This window comes from Streptomyces sp. NPDC005281, from assembly GCF_040607495.1.
In the GTDB taxonomy this organism is placed as follows: domain Bacteria; phylum Actinomycetota; class Actinomycetes; order Streptomycetales; family Streptomycetaceae; genus Streptomyces.
This window is the reverse complement of record NZ_JBEXGX010000048.1, coordinates 1-18,790: the sequence shown is the minus strand read 5'-3', so window position 1 is coordinate 18,790 and position 18,790 is coordinate 1. Positions and strand designations below refer to the sequence as shown.

The window sequence follows — 18,790 nt, the reverse complement described above, 5'->3', positions numbered from 1 at the left end:
CGCCCATGTCCCTTCTCGAGATAGAGGACCTCAGCGTCACCTTCAACGCCACCCCCAGCAGCCCGACCGTGCGGGCCGTCGACAACGTCAACCTCAGCCTGAAGGCGGGCGAGACGCTGGCTGTCGTCGGCGAGTCGGGGTCCGGCAAGACGGTGACAGCGCTCAGCCTGCTCGGGCTGAACCCGCCCGAACCGGTCTGCGGCATCACCGGGTCGATCCGGCTCAACGGCGAGGATCTGAGGGCCCTGGACGCCAAGGAGTGGCGGTCGGTACGCGGGCGGCGAGTGGCGATGGTCTTCCAGGACCCCAGCTCGGCGCTGAACCCGCTGCTCACCATCGGCACCCAGATCACGGACGCAGTGCGCGCCCATGAGCGGATGAGCAAGACCGAGGCCCGCCACCGCGCGGTCCAGGCCCTGGAGCAAGCCCGGATGCCGGCTCCGGAGAGCAGGCTTCGGCAGTACCCGCACGAGCTGTCCGGCGGTATGCGGCAGCGCGCCGCCATCGCCCTCGCCATCGCGTCCAGGCCCGAGGTACTCATCGCCGACGAGCCGACCACCGCCCTGGATGTCGCCGTACAGGCGGAGATCATGGCGATGCTGCGCTCCCTATGCGTCGACCTTGGCATGGGTCTGATCCTGATCACCCACGACCTCGGGGTGGTCGCCGAGCAAGCCGACCGAGTCGCGGTGATGTACGCGGGCCGCGTCGTGGAGAGCGGCCCCGCCAGTCAGGTGCTGAAGAACCCGCGCATGCCGTACACCCAGGCGCTGCTGTCGGCCACGCCCCGGGTCGACGCGACAGCCCGCACCCGGCTGGTCTCCATGGAGGGGCAGCCACCCCGGCTGCAAAGCCGTGCCACCGGCTGCTCCTTCGCCCCGCGTTGTCCCGTCGCCGTGGACGAGTGCAAGACGACCGTGCCGGAGCTGGAGGGGTACGGCTCCGACCACGCGGCCGCCTGCCTCTTCGCGGACGCCCCGGTGGAACTGCCCGCGGGACGGACCCTGCCGGTGCGCGAGCACGAGCCGGCCATGCCCGGGTCCGGCAAGATCGCGCCGCTCGTCGAGTTCGACAGTGTCGACCTGCGCTATCCCGTCCGGAGCGGGGCGCTGCGCCGGGTCACTGGACATGTGCACGCCGTCCAGGACGTGAGTCTGCGGGTGGAGCCGGGGAAGACACTGGCGCTGGTCGGCGAGTCCGGCTCGGGCAAGACCAGCCTGACCAAGCTGCTGCTGCGGCTGGAGCACCCGTCCGGCGGCACGGTCCGCTACGACGGCATCGACGTGACCCGGCCGGGCCCCGCCGAGCTGCGCCGCCTCCAGCGGGAGGTGCAGGTCGTCTTCCAGAACCCGTACGCCAGCCTCGATCCCCGGCTGACGATCCGGCAGATCCTCCAGGAGCCGCTGCGGGTGCACGGCCTGGAGCACGGTGAGGACGTCCTCACCGGCCTGCTGCGGGACGTGGGCCTGGACTCCTTCGCCCTGGACCGCTTCCCTGCCGCGTTCTCCGGCGGTCAGCGGCAGCGCATCGCCATCGCGCGTGCCCTCGCCCTGCGCCCCCGTCTCATCGTCTGCGACGAGGCGGTCAGCGCCCTGGACGTGTCGATCCAGGCACAGGTTCTCAATCTGCTCGCCGACCTTCAGGCCGAGCACGGCATGGCCTATCTCTTCATCACCCACGACCTGGCCGTGGTCCGCTCGGTCGCCCACCGCATCGCGGTGATGCGCCGCGGCCAGATCGTCGAGGAGGGCCTGGCGGAGGACATCTACGCCGACCCCGCCCACGACTACACCCGCGAACTGCTGGCCGGCGCGCCCGGCCGGCACTCCCGTACGACACCGAACTCCCCGCACAAGGAACGGAGCCCCCAGTGGCGAAGGTGACCAGGGTCGCCCTGACCTCGATCAACACCCCCCGACACAACAGCATCACCTGCGGCCACATCCTCGTCGAACTCCACACCGACGACGACTCCCTGGTGGGCGTCGGGGAGATGTCCGACTTGCAGCATCTGCCGCGCTTCCACTTCGATGTCCTCGAACTGGAGGCCACTCTCAACGAGATCCTCGTCGGTCTGGACGCCCTGCAGCTCACCGAGGTGGAGCGGCGCCTGGAGGCCAACTTTCCGCAGGCCGGATACATCTACGACAAGAGCCGCGCCATCAAGTGCGGTGTCGACATCGCCTTCTGGGATCTGGCGGCCAAACAGCTCGGCGTGCGCGTGTGCGATCTGCTGGGCGGCGCGGTCCGCGAGTCCGTGCCGATCGCCTACCCGATCTTCCGGCAGCAGAGCGAGGAGGACGTCGAACGCAACCTCGCCATGGTGGAGCGCCGCCTCACCGAGGGCTTCGAGTACTTCCGGGTGTACGTGGGACGCCGACTCGACCTGGACGAGCGTTTCCTGCGCACCGCCCGCGAACGGTTCGGCGACCGCATCACCATCAAGTCCCTCGACTTCTCCAACCTGCTGGACTCCAAGGCGGCCTGCAACTTCGCCGAACGCGTCGCCGACGTGGGCTACGGACTGGTGGAGGCCCCGGCCCCCAACCACGACGTACGCGGCCTGGTGTACGCCCGCAATCGGCTCGCCGTCCCCATCAGCGAGCACGTCTACGGCTTCCGCTGGGCGCTGGACCTGGTCGCCGCCGACGCGGTCGACGTGTTCAACGTGAGCGTCATCGCGATCGGCGGGATCACCCCAGCGCGCCGTATCTTCTCCATCGCGGAGGCCGCTGGGAAGTCCTGCCTGGTCGGCACCACTCAGGAACTGTCCATCGGCACGGCAGCCGCCGCCCATGTCGCCATGGCCATGCCGCCGGTCACCGAGCCCAGCGACCCGGTGGGCCCCCTGCTCTATACCCGCGATGTGGTCACCGACCCGGTGCGCTATATCGACGGCAGGCTGCATGTGCCCTCAGGCCCCGGCCTCGGCATGACCCTCGACCCGGAACTGGTCAAGGCGTCGGCGGGCCCGCTGACCTGGGTATCGACCAGCGCGGCGGCCGTGGTGGACCGTCAGGAGACGACGCGATGAGGGCTGGTAGCGAAAGTGCGGGCTCTGCCGGGGGCCTCTCGTCTCCCGGTCGCCGTTTCGCCGGCCAGGTGGCCCTCGTCACCGGCGGCGCCCGCAACATCGGTCTCGCCATCGCCGTTCGACTGGCCGAGGAGGGCGCCGCGATCGCCGTCAACGGCCCCGACGCGCAGGAGGCGGAGGCTGCGGCGGCCGCCCTGCGGGACGGAGGGGCGCGAGCCATCGCCTGTCCCGGGGATGTGTCCGACCCGGCGCAAGTCGACGCGGTGGTCGCCCGCACCGTTGCGGAACTCGGCCGCCTGGACCTGGCCGTCAACAACGCCGCCGCCGCGATGCTGGGCCGGGGCAGCCTTCTCGACCTGGACCCCGCGGACTGGGACCGCAGCTTCGCGGTGAACGCGCGCGGCACGTTCCTGTGCACGGTCGCCGCCGCCCGGGTGATGCAAGCCGGGGGCGCCGTCGTCAACATCTCCTCCGTCGGTGCGACGCGCGCCCACCGCGCGGCCGTCGCCTACGACGCCTCCAAAGGCGCTGTGGAAGCGGCCACCAGGGCGACCGCCCTGGAACTCGCACCGCTCGGCATCCGTGTCAACGCCGTCGCACCGGGCCCTGTCATCAATGACCGATACGAGCTGCTGGACGCGGCGCACAAACGCGCCCGCATCCAGCCGATCCCGCTCGGCCGGATGGGCGACGGCACCGACGTCGCGGCGGCAGTCGCCTTCCTCGCCTCAACAGACGCCTCCTTCATCACCGGCCAGGTACTCACCGTCGACGGCGGTCTGAGCATCCAGATCAGGCCGCCGGGCACCGACCCCTCCCTCGACTCCCCCACCACCATCCCGGCGCCGACCGCCGCCGACCAGCCACAAGGACCCGCATCATGACCGAGACGCCCCAGGCGCCGCTGAACCCCGACGACCTGGCCGCGCTCCGTGAGGCCAGCACCGCCACCCTCACCACCCAGTTGTTCAAACTGGGCCTGCGCAACACCTTCCTCGCGGGGCTGGGCCGGGTTACCGGCGACCAGCCACGCATGGTCGGCGAAGCGTTCACACTGCGCTACATCCCGGCGCGCGAAGACATCGACACCCTCGATGTCTTCGACGACTACGACCATCCGCAACGCGCCGCGATCGAGCAGGTCGCCCCCGGCCAGATCCTCGTCGTGGACTGCCGTGGCCAGGGCCGCGCCGCCTCGGCAGGCAACATCCTGCTGTCCCGGCTGTCGGTGCGCGGAGCGGCCGGTCTCGTCACCGACGGCACACTCCGCGACATCGAGGAAATCAGCACGCTGCCGCTGCCGGTATACGCGGCCGGCGCCGCCGCGATGACCAATCTCGCCCTGCACCACGCCGTCGACATGCAGGTCCCTGTCGGCTGCGCGGGCGTGGCCGTCTACCCGGGCGACGTCCTGGTCGGCGACCGCGACGGCGTGGTCTGTGTGCCGCGCCACCTGGTGCCGGCGATTGCCCGGCAGGCGCAGGAACAGGAGCACCTCGAGGCATTCCTCACCGATCGCGTCCTGGCCGGCGCCCCGCTGCGCGGCACCTACCCCGCCGATGAGGACACGCTGCGCGCGTACGAGGAGAGCCGCCTCGCGAACGCTCCGCAGCCACGGGCACAGCCCCAGCCCCAGCCGCAGGACTGACCCTCCATTCTCCTGCGGCGGGGCGGGCCCGCCGCAGGGCAGTACCAGCCTCCAAGGAAGAAGGCAGGAATTCCATGGTCAACTCCCCATCCCTCAGGCGTCCCTCCGCGGTCCTGATGGCGGCCTCCCTCGTCGGAGGTCTGATATCCGTCGCGACGGCTACCCCGGCCACGGCGGCCGATCTGACCGGCGACTTCAATTCCACCGCCATCGGCAGCGCACCCTCCGGCTGGTCCGTGACCGGCGCTGCCGGTGACACCACCGTGCAGAACGTGCCGGGCACCGTCGACCGCAGCCTGCAGCTGCGCGACACCTCCACCAGCGCGCCCGTCACCGCCAGCGCCTCTTTCGGCACCACGGCGTCGACGGTCATCGCAGGTTTCCGGCTGCGTGCCGCGCAGACCTCGGCGACGATCGGGGTGCACCTCGACGGCGCGGGCGGCCACAACGTCACCCTCGCCATGGGCACCGACGGTCACCTCTACACCTACAACGGCACCGAGCGAGTCGACCTCGGCACCTACACCGCCGACTGCTGGTACGACATGCGCATCGTCGCCGACCCGGCAACGGGCACCGCCGACATCTACATCGACGGCTCCCGCAAGGCGAAGCGGCTGGCATTTCGCACCGCCACCAAGTCGCTGAGCGCACTCCAGGCAGGTGTCTCCACCGCCGACACGGGCACCGCCTGGCTGGACGATGTGCGCACCACCACCGAGTCCGGGCCGCAGGGCTGGCCGTACCTCGGACAGGTCGGACCGCGCACCGCTCTGCAGATCGGTACCTCCAAGCTGCTCGTCGGCGCCGAGACCCTCGACCGGGACTACACGAGCGAGCAGGCGTTCGCCCCCTACCTCGGCAAGCTCGGCGCGACCAAGGTGCGCCTCCAAGGTGGCTGGGCCAAGACCGAGAAGACCAAAGGCGTCTACGACTGGACCTGGCTGGACAAGATCGTCGACGACGCCAGCGCCAAGGGCCTCAAGCCGTGGATCCAGCTCTCGTACGGAAACCCGATCTACAGCGGGGGCGGGGGGAGCGGGCTCGGCGGTGTACTGCCCACCTCCGACGAGGCGTTGAAAGCGTGGGACGCCTGGGTGAAGGCGATGGTCAACCGGTACAAGGACCGGGTCACCGAGTGGGAGATCTGGAACGAGCCCAACCTTGCCGGCATCCCGGTCGCCGACTACACCGACTTCTATGTTCGTACGGCTTCCCTGGTGCGGTCGGCGCAGCCCGGCGCGGTGGTCTTCGGGCAGGAGGCCGGAATCGACGTCTCGTACGCCAAGAACTTTTTGACGCTTCTGTCCCAGAAGGGCAAATCCGAGCTGCTGGGCGGCTTCAGCTACCACCCCTACAATCCCAACCCGGACGACGCATGGACGTATGAGCAGGTCGCGAAGCTGAAGGCGCTGGTCGACCAGTACGCGCCCGGTGCGGTGATCCGGCAGGGCGAGAACGGCGCGCCCAGTGCCCCCGGGAGCTTCGGCGCGCTGGGGGACCTGGACTGGACGGAGCTGAGCCAGTCGAAGTGGTTTTTGCGCCGGGTCCTCAACGACCTGGGGCGGGACATCAGCACCTCGGTCTTCAGCATCTCCGACCTGCACTACCCGGGGAAGATCAACAGCAAGGGCCTGCTCCAGACCAACACGGACAAGTCGATCCGCTACGCGAAGCCGTCGTTCTACGCCGTGCAGACCGTGGCCTCGATCTTCGACAGCACGCTGAAGCCGCTGCCCGGCTACAGCTGGAGTGCCACGCCCGGTACGTCGCTGACTGTGCAGGCTTTCGCGAACCGCACCAGCGGCCGTCAAGTCGTCGGCGTGTGGTCCGGCGCGGGCAAGCCCACGGAGACCAACTCCCGCACCGCGACGGATCTCACTTTCACCGGCGGCGACTTCTCCGACCCGGTGTACGTCGACGTACGCACGGGCGCCGTCTACGGCGTCCCGGCCGCCAACTGGTCGGTGCAGGGCAGCACGTACACCTTTAAAGACATCCCGGTGTATGACTCGCCCGTCCTGATAGCGGACCGCTCCACCGTCAAGTTCTAGTGCCGTGCCGGTTCCGCCCCGGGTGCGCCGGGGCGGGACCGGCCCAGGAGGCAACCGTGCAAGCCCCTGTCAGAGCCGCGCTGAAGTCGATCGTCGGCGACGCCCACTACCGCGACACGGACGGCGACCTGGTCCCCTTCAGCCGGGACGCAACCCCGCTGTTCTCCGCCCGGCCCGACGCCGTGGTCTTCCCCGCCGACACGCGTGAGGTGGCGGCCGTCCTGAAACTCGCCACCCGGCACGCCCTACCGGTCGTCCCGCGCGGTGCCGGCTCCAATCTGTGCGCCGCGACCGTCGCCCTGCGCGGTGGCATCGTCCTCGCCCTCACCCGCCTCGACCAAATCTTGGAGATCGCCCCGTCCGAACTTCTCGCCCGCGTCCAGCCGGGTGTCACCAGCTCGGCTCTCGCCGACGCTGCCGTCCGCGAGGACCTGCTGTGGGCGCCCGACCCGGGCAGCCGCACCGTCGCCACGATCGGCGGCACCATCGCCACCAACGCCGGCGGCCTGCGCGGCCTGAAGTACGGCGTCACCCGCGACTATGTCCTCGGTCTGGAAGCCGTCCTGCCCACCGGGGAGACCATCCGTACGGGCGGCAGACTTCACAAGGACGTCGCCGGATACGATCTGACGAGGCTGCTGACCGGCTCCGAGGGCACCCTCGCCGTGATCACCGAGGCCACCCTCGCACTAAGGCCGGCGCCCCGCACCGCCAGCACGGGCATCGCCTACTTCTCCGACCTGGCCACGGCGGGCCGCGCCGTTGCCGCGATCATCTCCGACGGCGTGCTGCCGGCCACCCTCGAATTCCTCGACCAGTCCTGCATCCGCGCCGTGGAGCAGTTCGCCGGGCTGGGCCTGCGCACCGACGCCGGTGCGCTCCTGCTCTTCGGCGACGACGGCGAACCCGACTCCGTCGGCAAAGCGATAGCCCGGATGAGCGACGCCTGCTCCGCCCAAGGAGCCCTGGAAGTCACCACCGCCGCCCGTATCGCCGAGGCCGAGGCGCTGCTCGCCGCCCGCCGCTGCGCGCTGCCCGCCCTGTCCCGACTGGGCTCCCTCACCATCCTGGAGGACGCGACCGTACCCCGCCCGCGCATCGCCGAGATGGTGGAACGCATCGACCGGACCGCCGAACGCCACGACCTCACCATTGCCACCTTCGGCCACGCCGGCGACGGCAACCTCCACCCGACCTGCGTCATCGAGTCCCGCGAGGACACCGAGGCCGTCACCCGCGCCGAGCACGCCTTCAAGGAGATCTTCTCGACCGCCATTGAACTCGGCGGCACCATCACCGGCGAACACGGCGTTGGCGCGGCCAAGTTCCCCTATCTGTCCGCGCAACTCGGCCCCGACCAAATGTCCCTGCTGCGTCGGGTCAAAAGCGCCTTCGACCCGGCCGGAATTCTCAACCCCGGAAAGCTGGGTTCATGAACGGTACCCCCGCAAGGTGGCATGCATGACCGAGCGCATCTTCGACCCCGACCTCCTCTCCCGCTGCATATCCTGCGGCTTCTGCCTGCCCGCCTGCCCGACCTACGCGACCACCGGCGACGAGGCGTCCTCCCCGCGCGGCCGCATCAACCTGATGCGCGCCCTCCAGAACGGCGACCTCGACCCCTACGACCCCACCCTCACCGAACAGGCCTCCCAATGCCTGGGCTGCCGCGCCTGTGAACCGGTCTGCCCGGCCGGGGTCGAATACGGCCAGCTCCTCGAGCAGTGGCGCGACCACCAGTGGAAGGGCCGCCGCCAGCCCCTCATCGCACGGGCGCTGATGCTGGTGACACAGCTGCGGGAGGTGTTCCGCGTCATGGGTACAGCGCGACGGCTGTCGGCGGCTGTGAAGCGGAAGGTACGGCGACCGCGATCCGGGATCGCGTCCGAGACACCAGAGTCCTCCCTGCTGCTCGGCTGCTTCGAACAGGTGCTGTTTCCCAAGGTCAGCCGGGCCGCGCAGCAGCTGGTGCCGGGGCTCGCGGCCCCCACCCGTCAGGGCTGCTGCGGCGCCCTGCACGCCCACAACGGCGACACGGCGGCCGGTGAACGCCTGGCCCGCCGCCTCGGCGAGGACCTGCCCGGCACCATCGTCACCACATCCGGCGGCTGCGCGGCGCACCTGGCGTCGATCCTGGGCCGGAACCGGGTGAAGGAGATCTCCGAGCGGCTGGCGGAACAGGCCGAGACGGACGAACCCCCGACACCAGCAGGCGAAGTGCGAGTGGACGGCCGTCGCGCCCGCGTCACCCTCCAGGACTCCTGCCACCTCCGAAACGGCCTCGGCATCTGGAAGCAACCACGCGTCCTGCTCGGCCGTGTCGCCGACTACATCGAACTGCCCTCCGCCGCGGGCTGCTGCGGCGCGGCAGGTACCTACGCCCTGCTCAGGCCACGCGAATCCCGCCGCATCCTCGACGCCAAGATCCGTGAGATCGAGGCGGCCGGTGTGGACTACGTCGTCGCTGTCAACCCGGGTTGTCTGCGCCAGCTCCAGACGGGCCTGCGTCGGGCCCGCTCCCGAGTCAGGGCCGTTCACATAACGGAACTCCTGGCGCAAGCAACGGACGAAACCCGTAACTGACCTGCCCCTGCATAGCCCCGTAAAAGAGGTAAAAAAAGATGCCCACCCCTTCCCCTGTTGCCGCTTCGCGGGCGGCCCGCGCTGCGGCGGAGGCAGCGCAGACCGCCGCGTCGGCGCTCGCCGCCCTTCCCCTGCCACTGCGGGCCTCGCTGCTGCGCGGCCTGTCGCAGGTGCTCGGCGAAAACGACGCCCATCTGGTGTCCGTGGCCGAGGACGAGACCAAGCTCGGCGTGGAACGCCTCAAGGGCGAGATCCGCCGCACCCGGGTGCAGCTGGAGATGTTCGCCAATGTGGTCGAGAACGGCAGTTTCCTGGACGCGGTGATCGACCACGCCGACCCGGCGGCCCAGCCCGCGCCCCGCCCCGATATCCGCCGCATGCTGGTGCCGCTGGGGCCGGTCGCGGTGTTCTCGGCGTCGAACTTCCCCTTCGCCTTCTCGGTACTGGGAGGCGACACGGCGAGCGCGCTGGCGGCGGGCTGCCCGGTGGTGGTCAAGGCCCATGAGTGTCATCCCCGCCTCTCCAACCTGACTACCGAACTTGCCGCGGAGTTCCTGCCTCAGGGCATCCTGACCGTGGTTCACGGCCGGCAGACGGGCCGCGAGCTGGTCACCGATCCGGCGATCCGGGCGGTCGGCTTCACCGGCTCCACGGCGGGCGGCCGCGCCCTGCTCGATCTTGCGGCCGGCCGCCCGGATCCGATCCCGTTCTACGGCGAACTCGGCTCCCTCAACCCGGTGGTGGTGACCCCGACGGCCTGCGCGGCACGCGGCGCGGACATCGTGCGCGAGTTCGCGGCGTCGGCAACCCTGAGCCAAGGCCAGTTCTGCACCAAGCCGGGCCTGCTGTTTTTGCCGGAAGGCCACAGCCTGGACCACGCCCTGCGCGGTGAGTTCGCCTCGAGGGCCCCGGCCCCCCTGCTGGGCGAACGGATCGCCAACGCCTACCGCACCACCCTCAACACCCTCGCCACCCACCCGGCAGTACGCCCCCTCCACCAGCCGGATCAGCAAACCGAGGCACGCTACGCCGCCCCGGCTCTCCTCGCCACCACAACCGAGGCACTGCGCACCTCACCGGAGCTCCTGGTGGAATGCTTCGGCCCGACGGCCCTGATCGTCACCTACACCACGCACCAGGACCTGCTGCAAACCCTGCGTGCCCTCCCGGCGGGTCTCACTGCAAGCATCCAGGGCGAGGAGTCCGAGGACGAAGACCTCTTCCACACCCTGACGGCGGCCCTCCACACTGGCCGCCTCATCTGGAACGGATGGCCCACAGGCGTGGCCGTGACTGCCGCCATGCACCACGGCGGCCCCTGGCCCGCGACAACATCCCCGCTCCACACCAGCGTCGGCAGCCGGGCGGTCAACCGCTGGCTTCGTCCCGTGTCGTACCAGAACATCCCGGACGCGCTTTTGCCTGCACCGCTTCAGGAGGGCAATCCGTGGGACATTCCGCGGGAGGTGAACCTCCCGAGCCAGCGCCAGAACCCCAGGGAATGACGCCGGAGCCATGGAATGCAGCCGGAGAGCTATCCACCCAGGGACACATCCTGTCCGCCAACGTTGGAGATCCACGACGGGCCAAGGAAACAACCAGCCTCACAAAGAAGGCGCTGCGCGTACGTACCGACCAGATCACGACCTGGCCCGCACCTCATGGGGCCCTCACCGGAGTGGAGTCCACTCGGTGGAGCCCATCCGTGGGCTCCACTCAGTGGACGATGCCCAGCATCGTCACCACAGCCAGGCGTTGGAGTGCCGCACCCGGGACAGGGCGCGGGCATCGCGGCGGGCGGCCGCGTTGCCGATCCGGTTCTGCCGGGAGCGGGGCCGGCGCGACTGCGCGGCGGCGAGGCGGCGCTTCCCGGCTTCCTGGAGCCGCTTCCGCTGCTTGCGCAGCTGCTTCTTCCTCTCCGCCTTCGACTTCGGCTTCCGGGGCCGCTTCCAGACCGGCTGCCACCCCAGGGGCTCGTCGGGCTCGGGCTCGGGCTCCTGGTCCTCGTTGAGCGCGGCGGCCATCTTCGCGCGGGCCGCGTGGGCGAGGGCGAGGGCTTCATCGGGGTTGGGGCGTTCTTCCGGAGTGCTCACGCAACTCCTCCTGTGGTCCGGCCCGGTGGGTGCTGGGTGCCGGGCTGCTGGGTGTGCGGCGGCCGGGCCGTCGCCGGGCGGGCTGTGGCAGGGGGCCGTGGGCGACGGCGCGCTCCCGTTTGGCGTCCTGGAGCTTGGCGGCCAACTTCGCGGCGGCGGCTTCCATGGTCTGGCGGGTCTGCTCCACCGCGTCGACGCCGGTCTCCGGCTCCAGGAGGCGGCCGTCCTTCGGGCCGGTGCGGAACGGTCGCGGGTGCGACCTCGAGGTGGCGGGCATGGCGACGGTGCGCGGCCGGGTGCGGGAGCCCAGGCGCTCCGCACGCCGCGCGGCGTTGACCCGGGCGGCCAAGGCGCCGGCGGCGAGGCGGGCCCGCTCGTACGGGGACGCGGTGCGCTTGCGGGTCAGCGGGCGCAGCACGGCCTGGTCCTCGGTGTCGCTCGGGTACAGGGCGCGCAGGTCGGCAGTCATCATCCGGCGGCCGACCGGGCGGGTGTAGTCGTCGACGACCGCTTGCACGATCTGTTCGTCCAGGCCCGGCTGGTGGGGTCGGCCGCGCAGGACGTAGGCGAGGTGACGTCGGGCTTCGGCGAGCAGGTGCCGTCGTTTGAAGGCGCCGCGCATGACGTACACCACGGCCGTGACGTCGACGGCGGCCAGGACGACGTCGACCACCGGCCGCACCCGGGCCCACACCGCCGCGGCCGCCGCCCTCGCCCGCACTGCGAGCCGGGAGACGACGTCGACGCCGTACGCCCGGATCGCCGACTCCCTCCAGTCCTCGCGCAGCTTGGTCAGCGAACGCGGCGTCTCGGGCTTCGGCGGGCGTGTCCGGTCGGCTGCCTTCCCGCCCAGCGCGTAGGCGGCCTGCTCCCCCGGCGCATGCCCGTGCTCCTCTTCGTAGTCGGCGGTGAAGACGGACAGCGCGTCCTCGATCTGCTGGCGGCGGGTGGACTGCCAGCCGATGAGCCGCTGATCAATACCCGCGACCTCCATGACGGGCCGGCGGCCGGGCGTCACCTCGCGCGGCTCCCACGCCCACCCCAGCCGCGCGGACACCTCCTCCATGAAGAACAAGGAGTAGAGAGTGCCCGCGGCGACGACGTTCTCCAGCATCGAGTCCGCCGACAGGTTGCCCCACTTCCCGTCCGGCCGCCGGGCACGGATAGACACAAGAGCGTGGTCATGAAGCAGGGGCTGCCCGGCTCTCGACTCGTAGTGCCGGAACACCGCGACGATCAGCCCGTCCCGGATCGGCTTGCGGTGCTTGCCGCCGCTCCCCCAGCGGATCTCCGCGACCAAGTCCTCCAGCCACGCCAGCGCCTTGTCCCGGGCGATGTCCTGGCACAGCTCCAGAACCAGGCGGTGCTCGTCATCCATGAGCGCCCACGAGATCTGCGCAGTCGACGGCGCCCGGAACACCAAGTCCAGGGCCAGCCACGGCGACCGCTCCTTGGCGTCCTCGGTCTCCGGCGACTGGTTGTGCTCGATGGGCCTGCCCAGCACCGTCGCCCGCCGGGCCTTCGCCGGACTCTTGCCCTCCGCCAGGAGCTCGCGCTCGATCCGGTCGGCGTCCGGGTGCCGGCCTTCCCCCAGGAGCAGTTCAGCCTGCCGCTCGGTCACCACGTCCCCGGCCGCAAGGCCGACCGGGGCAAGTCCCCGGCCCGTCCAGACGCCGGGCGGAACACCGGCTTCGTCCTGGGCGGCGCGCAGCGGCTTGCCCGCAGGGCGGCGGCCGTCGCCGACCATCACGCTGCGGAAGTAGTACCGCCACCCACCCGGGCCGACCTTCTTCGCACTGAGCATCGGGCCATGGAACACCGCCCATGACCTGCACAAAAGCGTGATCCGGGGCGCTTCCCGCCGGGCGGGAGGCCATCACCAGATCTTTACCGTGGCGGCCCGCCAGGCGGGCCGCCACGTCAGCCCGCGACGGTAAGCCGCCACTGTGTGCATCCTCCCGTCCATGATCAGACATGGAGCCCCCTGCCCTTTCTGCCGCACGCCTCTTCTGGAGAACGTGTACCAAGTCCGTTGTCAGCAGTCCGACTTCACCCAACGAGAGAAGGTCATCGACCGCAGGTGTCCGGCCGGCTGCAACAAGACCCGCTCCGATCAATGGAACGACGTGATGCGGGCGCTCTACCCAGACGACTGACGATGTCGTGCGAATGCTGCACCTAGAGTTGAATAAGCCCATGTCAGAGGTGGTGTGTACCCTCACGCGGTGATGATTGACAGAGCTGCGGGGGTTACACCTACCCGCTTCGTTGACCGCGGTCTTCGCCAGGAGATCGGCGGGCTCATAGGGAAGGCCACCCGTGATGACATGCTGCGCACCTTCTTGTGGGTGAGTGAGTGCCAGATCGCCCAGGAGATCTGCGAGGCGTGGGAGAAGTTCATCAGCTCCCTCGACCGTGAGGTGCGGGACGCTAACTCCCTGAAGGCTGCTACAGACCGCACCTATTCATGGGTGCCAGATTCACGTGACGAGATCACCAAGGACTGCCATGACGCGAGTTCAGCGCTGCTGGCTGAACTCCAGAGCGAAATCGCCGAAGCCCGGCAGGCCCATCGGGAATGTACCCAGGTGGCCTACCAGTTGAGCTCCCGGCTCGGGCAGCCGTTGGCTAAGCGTGTTCCGGTCGCAGATTCGGCCGGGGTGCTTCTTCTGGACACGCTTGCACCCCTTCGCGATCAACTGACGGCAGCCACGAAACGCTTGGCGGCGCTGGTGGCCCAAGACCGTGACGAGCTGCACGACCTCGCTCTCCAGGAGAACTATCGGCGGCAGTGCGCTGGCAGCAGCTCGTCTGTACCTATGAACGGCATCGACTCCATGTCTCCCTCGGAGTTCATCAGTCTCGTGGAGACACTGCTGCAGCGCGACGGGTTCCAGACTGCTCTCCCTGGCGGTACTGGCGCGGAGTTCCTTGTATCGGCAACCTGCCCGAGGGGCCATACCTTCCTCTTCAACGGCCACCATGTGCGTGGCCCGCATGGGTGGAAGCCGGAACCAGCGGTACAGATCAGCGCACCGAGCCTGCATTCTCTGCACCTTCTCGCCGAAGGCCGTACGTATGACGGCTTCGTCGTCGTCACCAACGGCGGCTTCTCCGAGCCAGCCCGCCGCTACGCCAACGAGCACGACATGTGCCTGCTGAATCGCCGCGGCCTGCGGCGGTGGGCTGAATGGGAAGAGCCGATGGAATGCGTTGAAGACCATGAGCGGGACGTTGCGTGATGCACCTCAACTGGACGACTGGAGTCACCCTGCCCGTGTACCGCGACGCGGGGATCAGTGCGGCGCTGCAACGCCGGATCCGAGCCGCGACGGATGATGACCTGCTGTCCGCATTTCTTCACTTCACAGAAGGCCGCGTAGCACTGTCGTCGTACCAGGACTTCGATCAGCTGCTCACTGTCCTTCGTCGCGAAGAGGTTCATGCCGCAAAGCTCAGCGGCGACGACGATTCGCCGCTGTGTTTCGAGTACAGGCAAGCCAACTACAGGCTGCATCAGAACTTGCGCGCTGTACTCGCGGAGACCGAGAGGGTCAGGGGCGAGATCGGCAGTGTCTGGCATTCGCTCCGCGAAGCAACGGCGGGGAACCTCAACTACCGCTATCGGCCGGATGCTGATCCGGCCGAGTCCGGACTGGATGCGATCGGCTCCCTGAAGTGCACCCTGGACCCGATGTGGGAGCGCCTGCTCACGATCCTGTCGCAGCACCATGATGACGTACACGGTCTGGCTCTCAAGGACGCCGAGTTTCAGGCGTTTGCTGCGACTGCAGACAGCATCGCTCTTGAACAGTTCGACAGCATGGCGCCCCTGGCGTTTGAGCAGGCAATCGCTGCCCTTGTGCAGCGAGACGGCTGCACCGTCGCTCAACGCAACGGCGGCGCACGGGATCTGGGGGCCGATGTCATCGCCATCACCCCAGACGGACGCAAGATCGTCTTTCAGTGCAAGCACCGCCAACCCGGCGGCCGCCCCCTGGGCTCCCCCGTCATCCAGACACTCAACGGCACAGCCAAACCTGTACACGAAGCGGACATCGTCATCGCGGTGACCAACGCTTCGTTCACCGGGCCCGCTCATGAGCTCGCAGGCAAGCAGGACATCCACCTGCTGCACGGACCGCGGCTGCGTAGGTGGGCAACGTGGGGTGTGCCCCTGTTGACAGTGCTCGGAATCGAGATGGCGACCGTCCTCGAAACAGCCTGACGCTTCCCCGAGTGTCCAGGAGGGCGCTCTGTGTGACTCCAGTTGCCACCTTCGCCCGGCGATTATCGCGGCGTCACGATCTCCGGGGTCCGTGGTTGGGACGAACCCCGCCCCAACCACAGGACGTACGACGCAGTGGTCTCCTGGTGCGAGCTCGCACAAAGGGGCGGTGCGACTGGAGGATCCGGTGGCACCGCCCCTTTGGGGATAATCCACTGGCCATGGAGCGACAGTGTCAGGAGGCGTTCGGTGGGCGGGCTACACCCAAGACGACCGGTGCCTCTCCGAGGGGTCCATCCTCGATCCAGAACTCCTGGATGCTGAGGATCGAGTGGCTCTAACAGTGGGTACTGGCCCCGTCTGTGAGGCTCGGTTGGCCCCACCCGGCGGATCCGAGATGGTGTAACGACGGATTCTGGCCCCACCGGGGTTGTTGTGGGACGCTCGTTGTGCTCCTCGCGCTGAGGGGGCACGGATGCGAGCATCGAAGTCCAAAGTTCAGCTGTACGCCGCGATCCGACGGGATCACCGGATCGAGGACCTGTCGATCCGTCTGCTGGCGGAGCGGTACGGAGTTCACCGGCGTGAGGTCCGTAAGGCGCTTCAGTCTGTGTTTCCGGAGCCGCGGAAGAAGATGAAGCCGCGGGGCTCGCGCCTGGATCCCTACAAGCCTGCGATTGACGCGATGTTGCGGGTGGATCTGGATGCACCTCTCAAGCAGCGCCATTCGGTGAGGCGGATCTTCGACCGGCTGGTGGCGGAGCATGAGATGGAGGGCATCTCCTACTCCACGGTGTGTGACTACGTGCGGCTGCGGCGCCCGGAGATCCGGGTGGCGGCGGGCAGGGCTCCGTCCAGGATGTTCATTCCGCAGACGCACCGGCCCGGGGTCGAGGCCGAGGTCGACTTCGGCGACGTGATTGTGCTGCTGCGGGGCGAGAGGACCCGCTGCTATCTGTTCACGTTCCGGATGTCGTACTCCGGCAAGGCGGTCCACCGGGTGTTCGCCTCCTGCGGTCAGGAGGCGTTTCTCGAAGGCCACCTGCATGCTTTCAGCGTGCTGGGCGGGATCCCTACCGGCAAGGTCCGTTACGACAATCTGCGATCCGCAGTCAGCCAGGTGCTCGGATTCGCCCGCACCCGGGTGGAGAACGAACGATGGGTTGCGTTCCGTTCGCACTACGGACTGGATGCCTTCTACTGCCGCCCAGGCCTGGAAGGAGCCCATGAGAAGGGCGGCGTCGAAGGTGAAGTGGGCCGTTTTCGCCGGAATCACTTTGTGCCGGTGCCCGAGGTCGACTCGCTCGCCGAGCTCAACGCCCGTCTCGATGGCGCCTGTCTCGCCGACGACGAACGGCGGATCGGCCGGCGCACCCACACCGTCGGCGTCTACTTCGCCACCGAACAGCCGTTGCTCAAACCGCTTCCAGACGAGGTGTTCGAGACCGCGCGGGTGCTGCACCCACGGGTGGACCGCTACGGACAGGTCACCGTCCGCCAGTGCCATTACTCCGTTCCGATCCGATTGGTCGGCCACCAGGTCCGGGTGTTCCTGCACGCCTCAGAAGTGGTCGTCTTCGACGGCTCCGACGAAGTCGCCCGGCACGAGCGGCTGACCACCCGTTACGGATCGAGGCTCGTCCTGGATCACTACCTTGAGGCCCTCGCCCGCAAGCCCGGTGCCCTGCCCGGGGCGACCGCGCTCGAACAAGCCAGAGCCTCGGGAGCATTCACCCCCGCGCACGAAGCCTGGTGGGCAGCGGCCCGCAGGGCATACGGGGACGCGGACGGAACCCGCGCACTGATCGAAGTCCTGCTGCTGCACCGCCGCCTCGCCCACCAGGACGTGGTCGCCGGCATCACCGCAGCAGTCTCGGTCGGCGCACTGACCGCGGACGCGGTCGCGCTGGAAGCCCGCAAGGCCGCCAGCATCCGTGGCACCACCCAGGCTTTGCCGCCCGCAGCAGCCCCACCACCCCGGCCGCGGGCGACGGTGACCTCACTGACCGAGCGGCGTCTGCTGGGCGAGCTACCGCCCGACACCCGCCCCCTGCCCACCGTCGATGCCTACGACCAACTCCTGCGGCACCCGCCGCGAACCCGCCGCAGCACCAAGGGACAAGCTCCATGACCACGAAGAACCACCACGGAGTGACCGACCAGGCCGCCGACGCCGCCATCCTGCAGTCCTGCCGGATGCTCCGGCTGCCCACAATCCGGGCCCAGTTCGCTGCCACCGCCGAATCGGCCGAGCGGGAACACCTCTCCTACCTCGGCTTCCTCGCCGAACTGCTGATGGCCGAGTGCGAAGACCGCGACCGGCGCCGATCGGAACGACGGATCAAAGCCGCCGGCTTTCCCCGCAGCAAGTGGCTCTCCGACTTCGACTTCGACGCCAACCCCAACGTCCAACCCGCCACCATCCACACCCTCGCCACCTGCGACTGGGTCCGCAACGGCCAGCCGCTCTGCCTGATCGGCGACTCGGGAACCGGCAAGTCCCACCTGCTGATCGCGCTGGGCACCGCGGCAGCCATGGCCGGCTTCAGGGTCCGCTACACACTCGCCGCGAAACTCGTCAACGAACTAGTCGAGGCGGCTGACGAGAAGCAACTCACGAAGACCATCGCCCGCTACGGCCGCGTCGACCTTTTATGCATCGACGAACTCGGCTACATGGAGCTCGACAAACGCGGGGCTGAACTCCTCTTCCAGGTTTTGACTGAACGAGAGGAAAAGAACAGTGTCGCCATCGCGTCCAACGAATCGTTCTCCGGTTGGACAAAGACATTCACTGATCCCCGGCTCTGCGCGGCCATCGTGGACCGGCTGACCTTTGGCAGTAACTTCATCGAGACCGGTACCGACTCCTACCGCCTCTCCCACACCCGCGCCCAGCAGGCGGCGACGAATACAGGATGACCTGCGGCTTCACACCGATTACCCGTCGTGAGCCGACAACCCCATCACGAGCGGAGGGACAGCAGGATCCGGCGTCTATGCAGGTTGATGCCAGCAACTTCGACCATGACCTCATCATCAATCTGCAAGACGCTCTCAGCCTCGATCCACCGCGTAATGGCCGGGCTGTGGACAGGGAAATGAGAAGAGGTGCCCGCTGACCTGGGATAATGGGAGTTCTCTACGCTT

15 protein-coding genes are annotated in these 18,790 nt (G+C 68.8%); 12 read left to right on the top strand and 3 right to left on the bottom strand.

What is annotated here, in order from left to right; translation table 11 throughout:
• Nucleotides 1-5 precede the first annotated feature (5 nt).
• From ABZV42_RS38730 to ABZV42_RS38695, 8 genes are all read left to right on the top strand, one after another.
• Nucleotides 6-1,883 (top strand): ABC transporter ATP-binding protein, encoded by a 1,878-nt coding sequence (locus ABZV42_RS38730; RefSeq protein WP_355846381.1) that lies wholly within the window; start codon nucleotides 6-8, stop codon nucleotides 1,881-1,883.
• Nucleotides 1,871-3,034, top strand: coding sequence for an enolase C-terminal domain-like protein (locus tag ABZV42_RS38725; protein WP_355846378.1), 1,164 nt, complete (start codon nucleotides 1,871-1,873; stop codon nucleotides 3,032-3,034). Before ABZV42_RS38730 ends, ABZV42_RS38725 begins: the two co-directional genes overlap by 13 nt.
• A complete protein-coding gene (locus tag ABZV42_RS38720; protein ID WP_355846375.1) occupies nucleotides 3,031-3,918 on the top strand; it encodes an SDR family oxidoreductase in 888 nt (295 codons plus the stop codon). The genes ABZV42_RS38725 and ABZV42_RS38720 overlap by 4 nt, the downstream gene beginning before the upstream one ends.
• The gene (locus ABZV42_RS38715; protein WP_355846372.1) at nucleotides 3,915-4,682 is read left to right on the top strand and encodes a ribonuclease activity regulator RraA; all 768 of its coding nucleotides are present in this window, start codon (nucleotides 3,915-3,917) and stop codon (nucleotides 4,680-4,682) included. Before ABZV42_RS38720 ends, ABZV42_RS38715 begins: the two co-directional genes overlap by 4 nt.
• Before the next feature lie 74 nt (nucleotides 4,683-4,756).
• A complete protein-coding gene (locus ABZV42_RS38710; RefSeq protein WP_356056268.1) occupies nucleotides 4,757-6,736 on the top strand; it encodes a hypothetical protein in 1,980 nt (659 codons plus the stop codon).
• A gap of 56 nt (nucleotides 6,737-6,792) precedes the next feature.
• Entirely contained in the window at nucleotides 6,793-8,172 is a 1,380-nt protein-coding gene (locus ABZV42_RS38705; protein ID WP_356056266.1) for an FAD-linked oxidase C-terminal domain-containing protein, read from the top strand.
• A 25-nt stretch (nucleotides 8,173-8,197) separates the two neighbouring features.
• Nucleotides 8,198-9,319 (top strand): (Fe-S)-binding protein, encoded by a 1,122-nt coding sequence (locus tag ABZV42_RS38700; protein ID WP_356056264.1) that lies wholly within the window; start codon nucleotides 8,198-8,200, stop codon nucleotides 9,317-9,319.
• 38 nt (nucleotides 9,320-9,357) lie between these two features.
• Complete coding sequence (locus tag ABZV42_RS38695; RefSeq protein ID WP_356056261.1) at nucleotides 9,358-10,824, top strand: aldehyde dehydrogenase (NADP(+)); 1,467 nt, start codon at nucleotides 9,358-9,360, stop codon at nucleotides 10,822-10,824.
• A gap of 234 nt (nucleotides 10,825-11,058) precedes the next feature.
• Here ABZV42_RS38695 and ABZV42_RS38690 read toward each other — a convergent pair whose 3' ends face one another.
• Together ABZV42_RS38690 and mobF are read right to left on the bottom strand one after the other, a co-directional pair.
• Nucleotides 11,059-11,412 (bottom strand): hypothetical protein, encoded by a 354-nt coding sequence (locus tag ABZV42_RS38690; protein WP_355846357.1) that lies wholly within the window; start codon nucleotides 11,410-11,412, stop codon nucleotides 11,059-11,061.
• Nucleotides 11,378-13,216, bottom strand: coding sequence for a MobF family relaxase (mobF, locus tag ABZV42_RS38685; protein WP_355846354.1), 1,839 nt, complete (start codon nucleotides 13,214-13,216; stop codon nucleotides 11,378-11,380). The genes ABZV42_RS38690 and mobF overlap by 35 nt, the downstream gene beginning before the upstream one ends.
• Nucleotides 13,217-13,640: 424 nt before the next feature.
• On the opposite strand from mobF, the gene ABZV42_RS38680 reads away from it, so the two are divergent.
• The 4 genes from ABZV42_RS38680 (at nucleotide 13,641) to istB (ending at nucleotide 18,562) form a co-directional block, all read left to right on the top strand.
• Nucleotides 13,641-14,654: a restriction endonuclease gene (locus ABZV42_RS38680; protein ID WP_356056288.1), complete on the top strand. Its 1,014-nt coding sequence runs from the start codon at nucleotides 13,641-13,643 to the stop codon at nucleotides 14,652-14,654.
• Nucleotides 14,654-15,640, top strand: a complete 987-nt coding sequence (locus tag ABZV42_RS38675; RefSeq protein WP_356056286.1) for a restriction endonuclease — start codon at nucleotides 14,654-14,656, stop codon at nucleotides 15,638-15,640. Before ABZV42_RS38680 ends, ABZV42_RS38675 begins: the two co-directional genes overlap by 1 nt.
• A 475-nt stretch (nucleotides 15,641-16,115) precedes the next feature.
• Nucleotides 16,116-17,771: an IS21 family transposase gene (gene istA / locus ABZV42_RS38670; RefSeq protein WP_356056258.1), complete on the top strand. Its 1,656-nt coding sequence runs from the start codon at nucleotides 16,116-16,118 to the stop codon at nucleotides 17,769-17,771.
• Nucleotides 17,768-18,562, top strand: coding sequence for an IS21-like element helper ATPase IstB (gene istB / locus ABZV42_RS38665; protein WP_356056256.1), 795 nt, complete (start codon nucleotides 17,768-17,770; stop codon nucleotides 18,560-18,562). The genes istA and istB overlap by 4 nt, the downstream gene beginning before the upstream one ends.
• A gap of 44 nt (nucleotides 18,563-18,606) precedes the next feature.
• On the opposite strand, the gene ABZV42_RS38660 is transcribed toward istB, so the two are convergent.
• Nucleotides 18,607-18,790 (bottom strand): hypothetical protein (locus ABZV42_RS38660; RefSeq protein ID WP_356056254.1); only part of this gene is annotated, 184 nt, incomplete at its 5' end.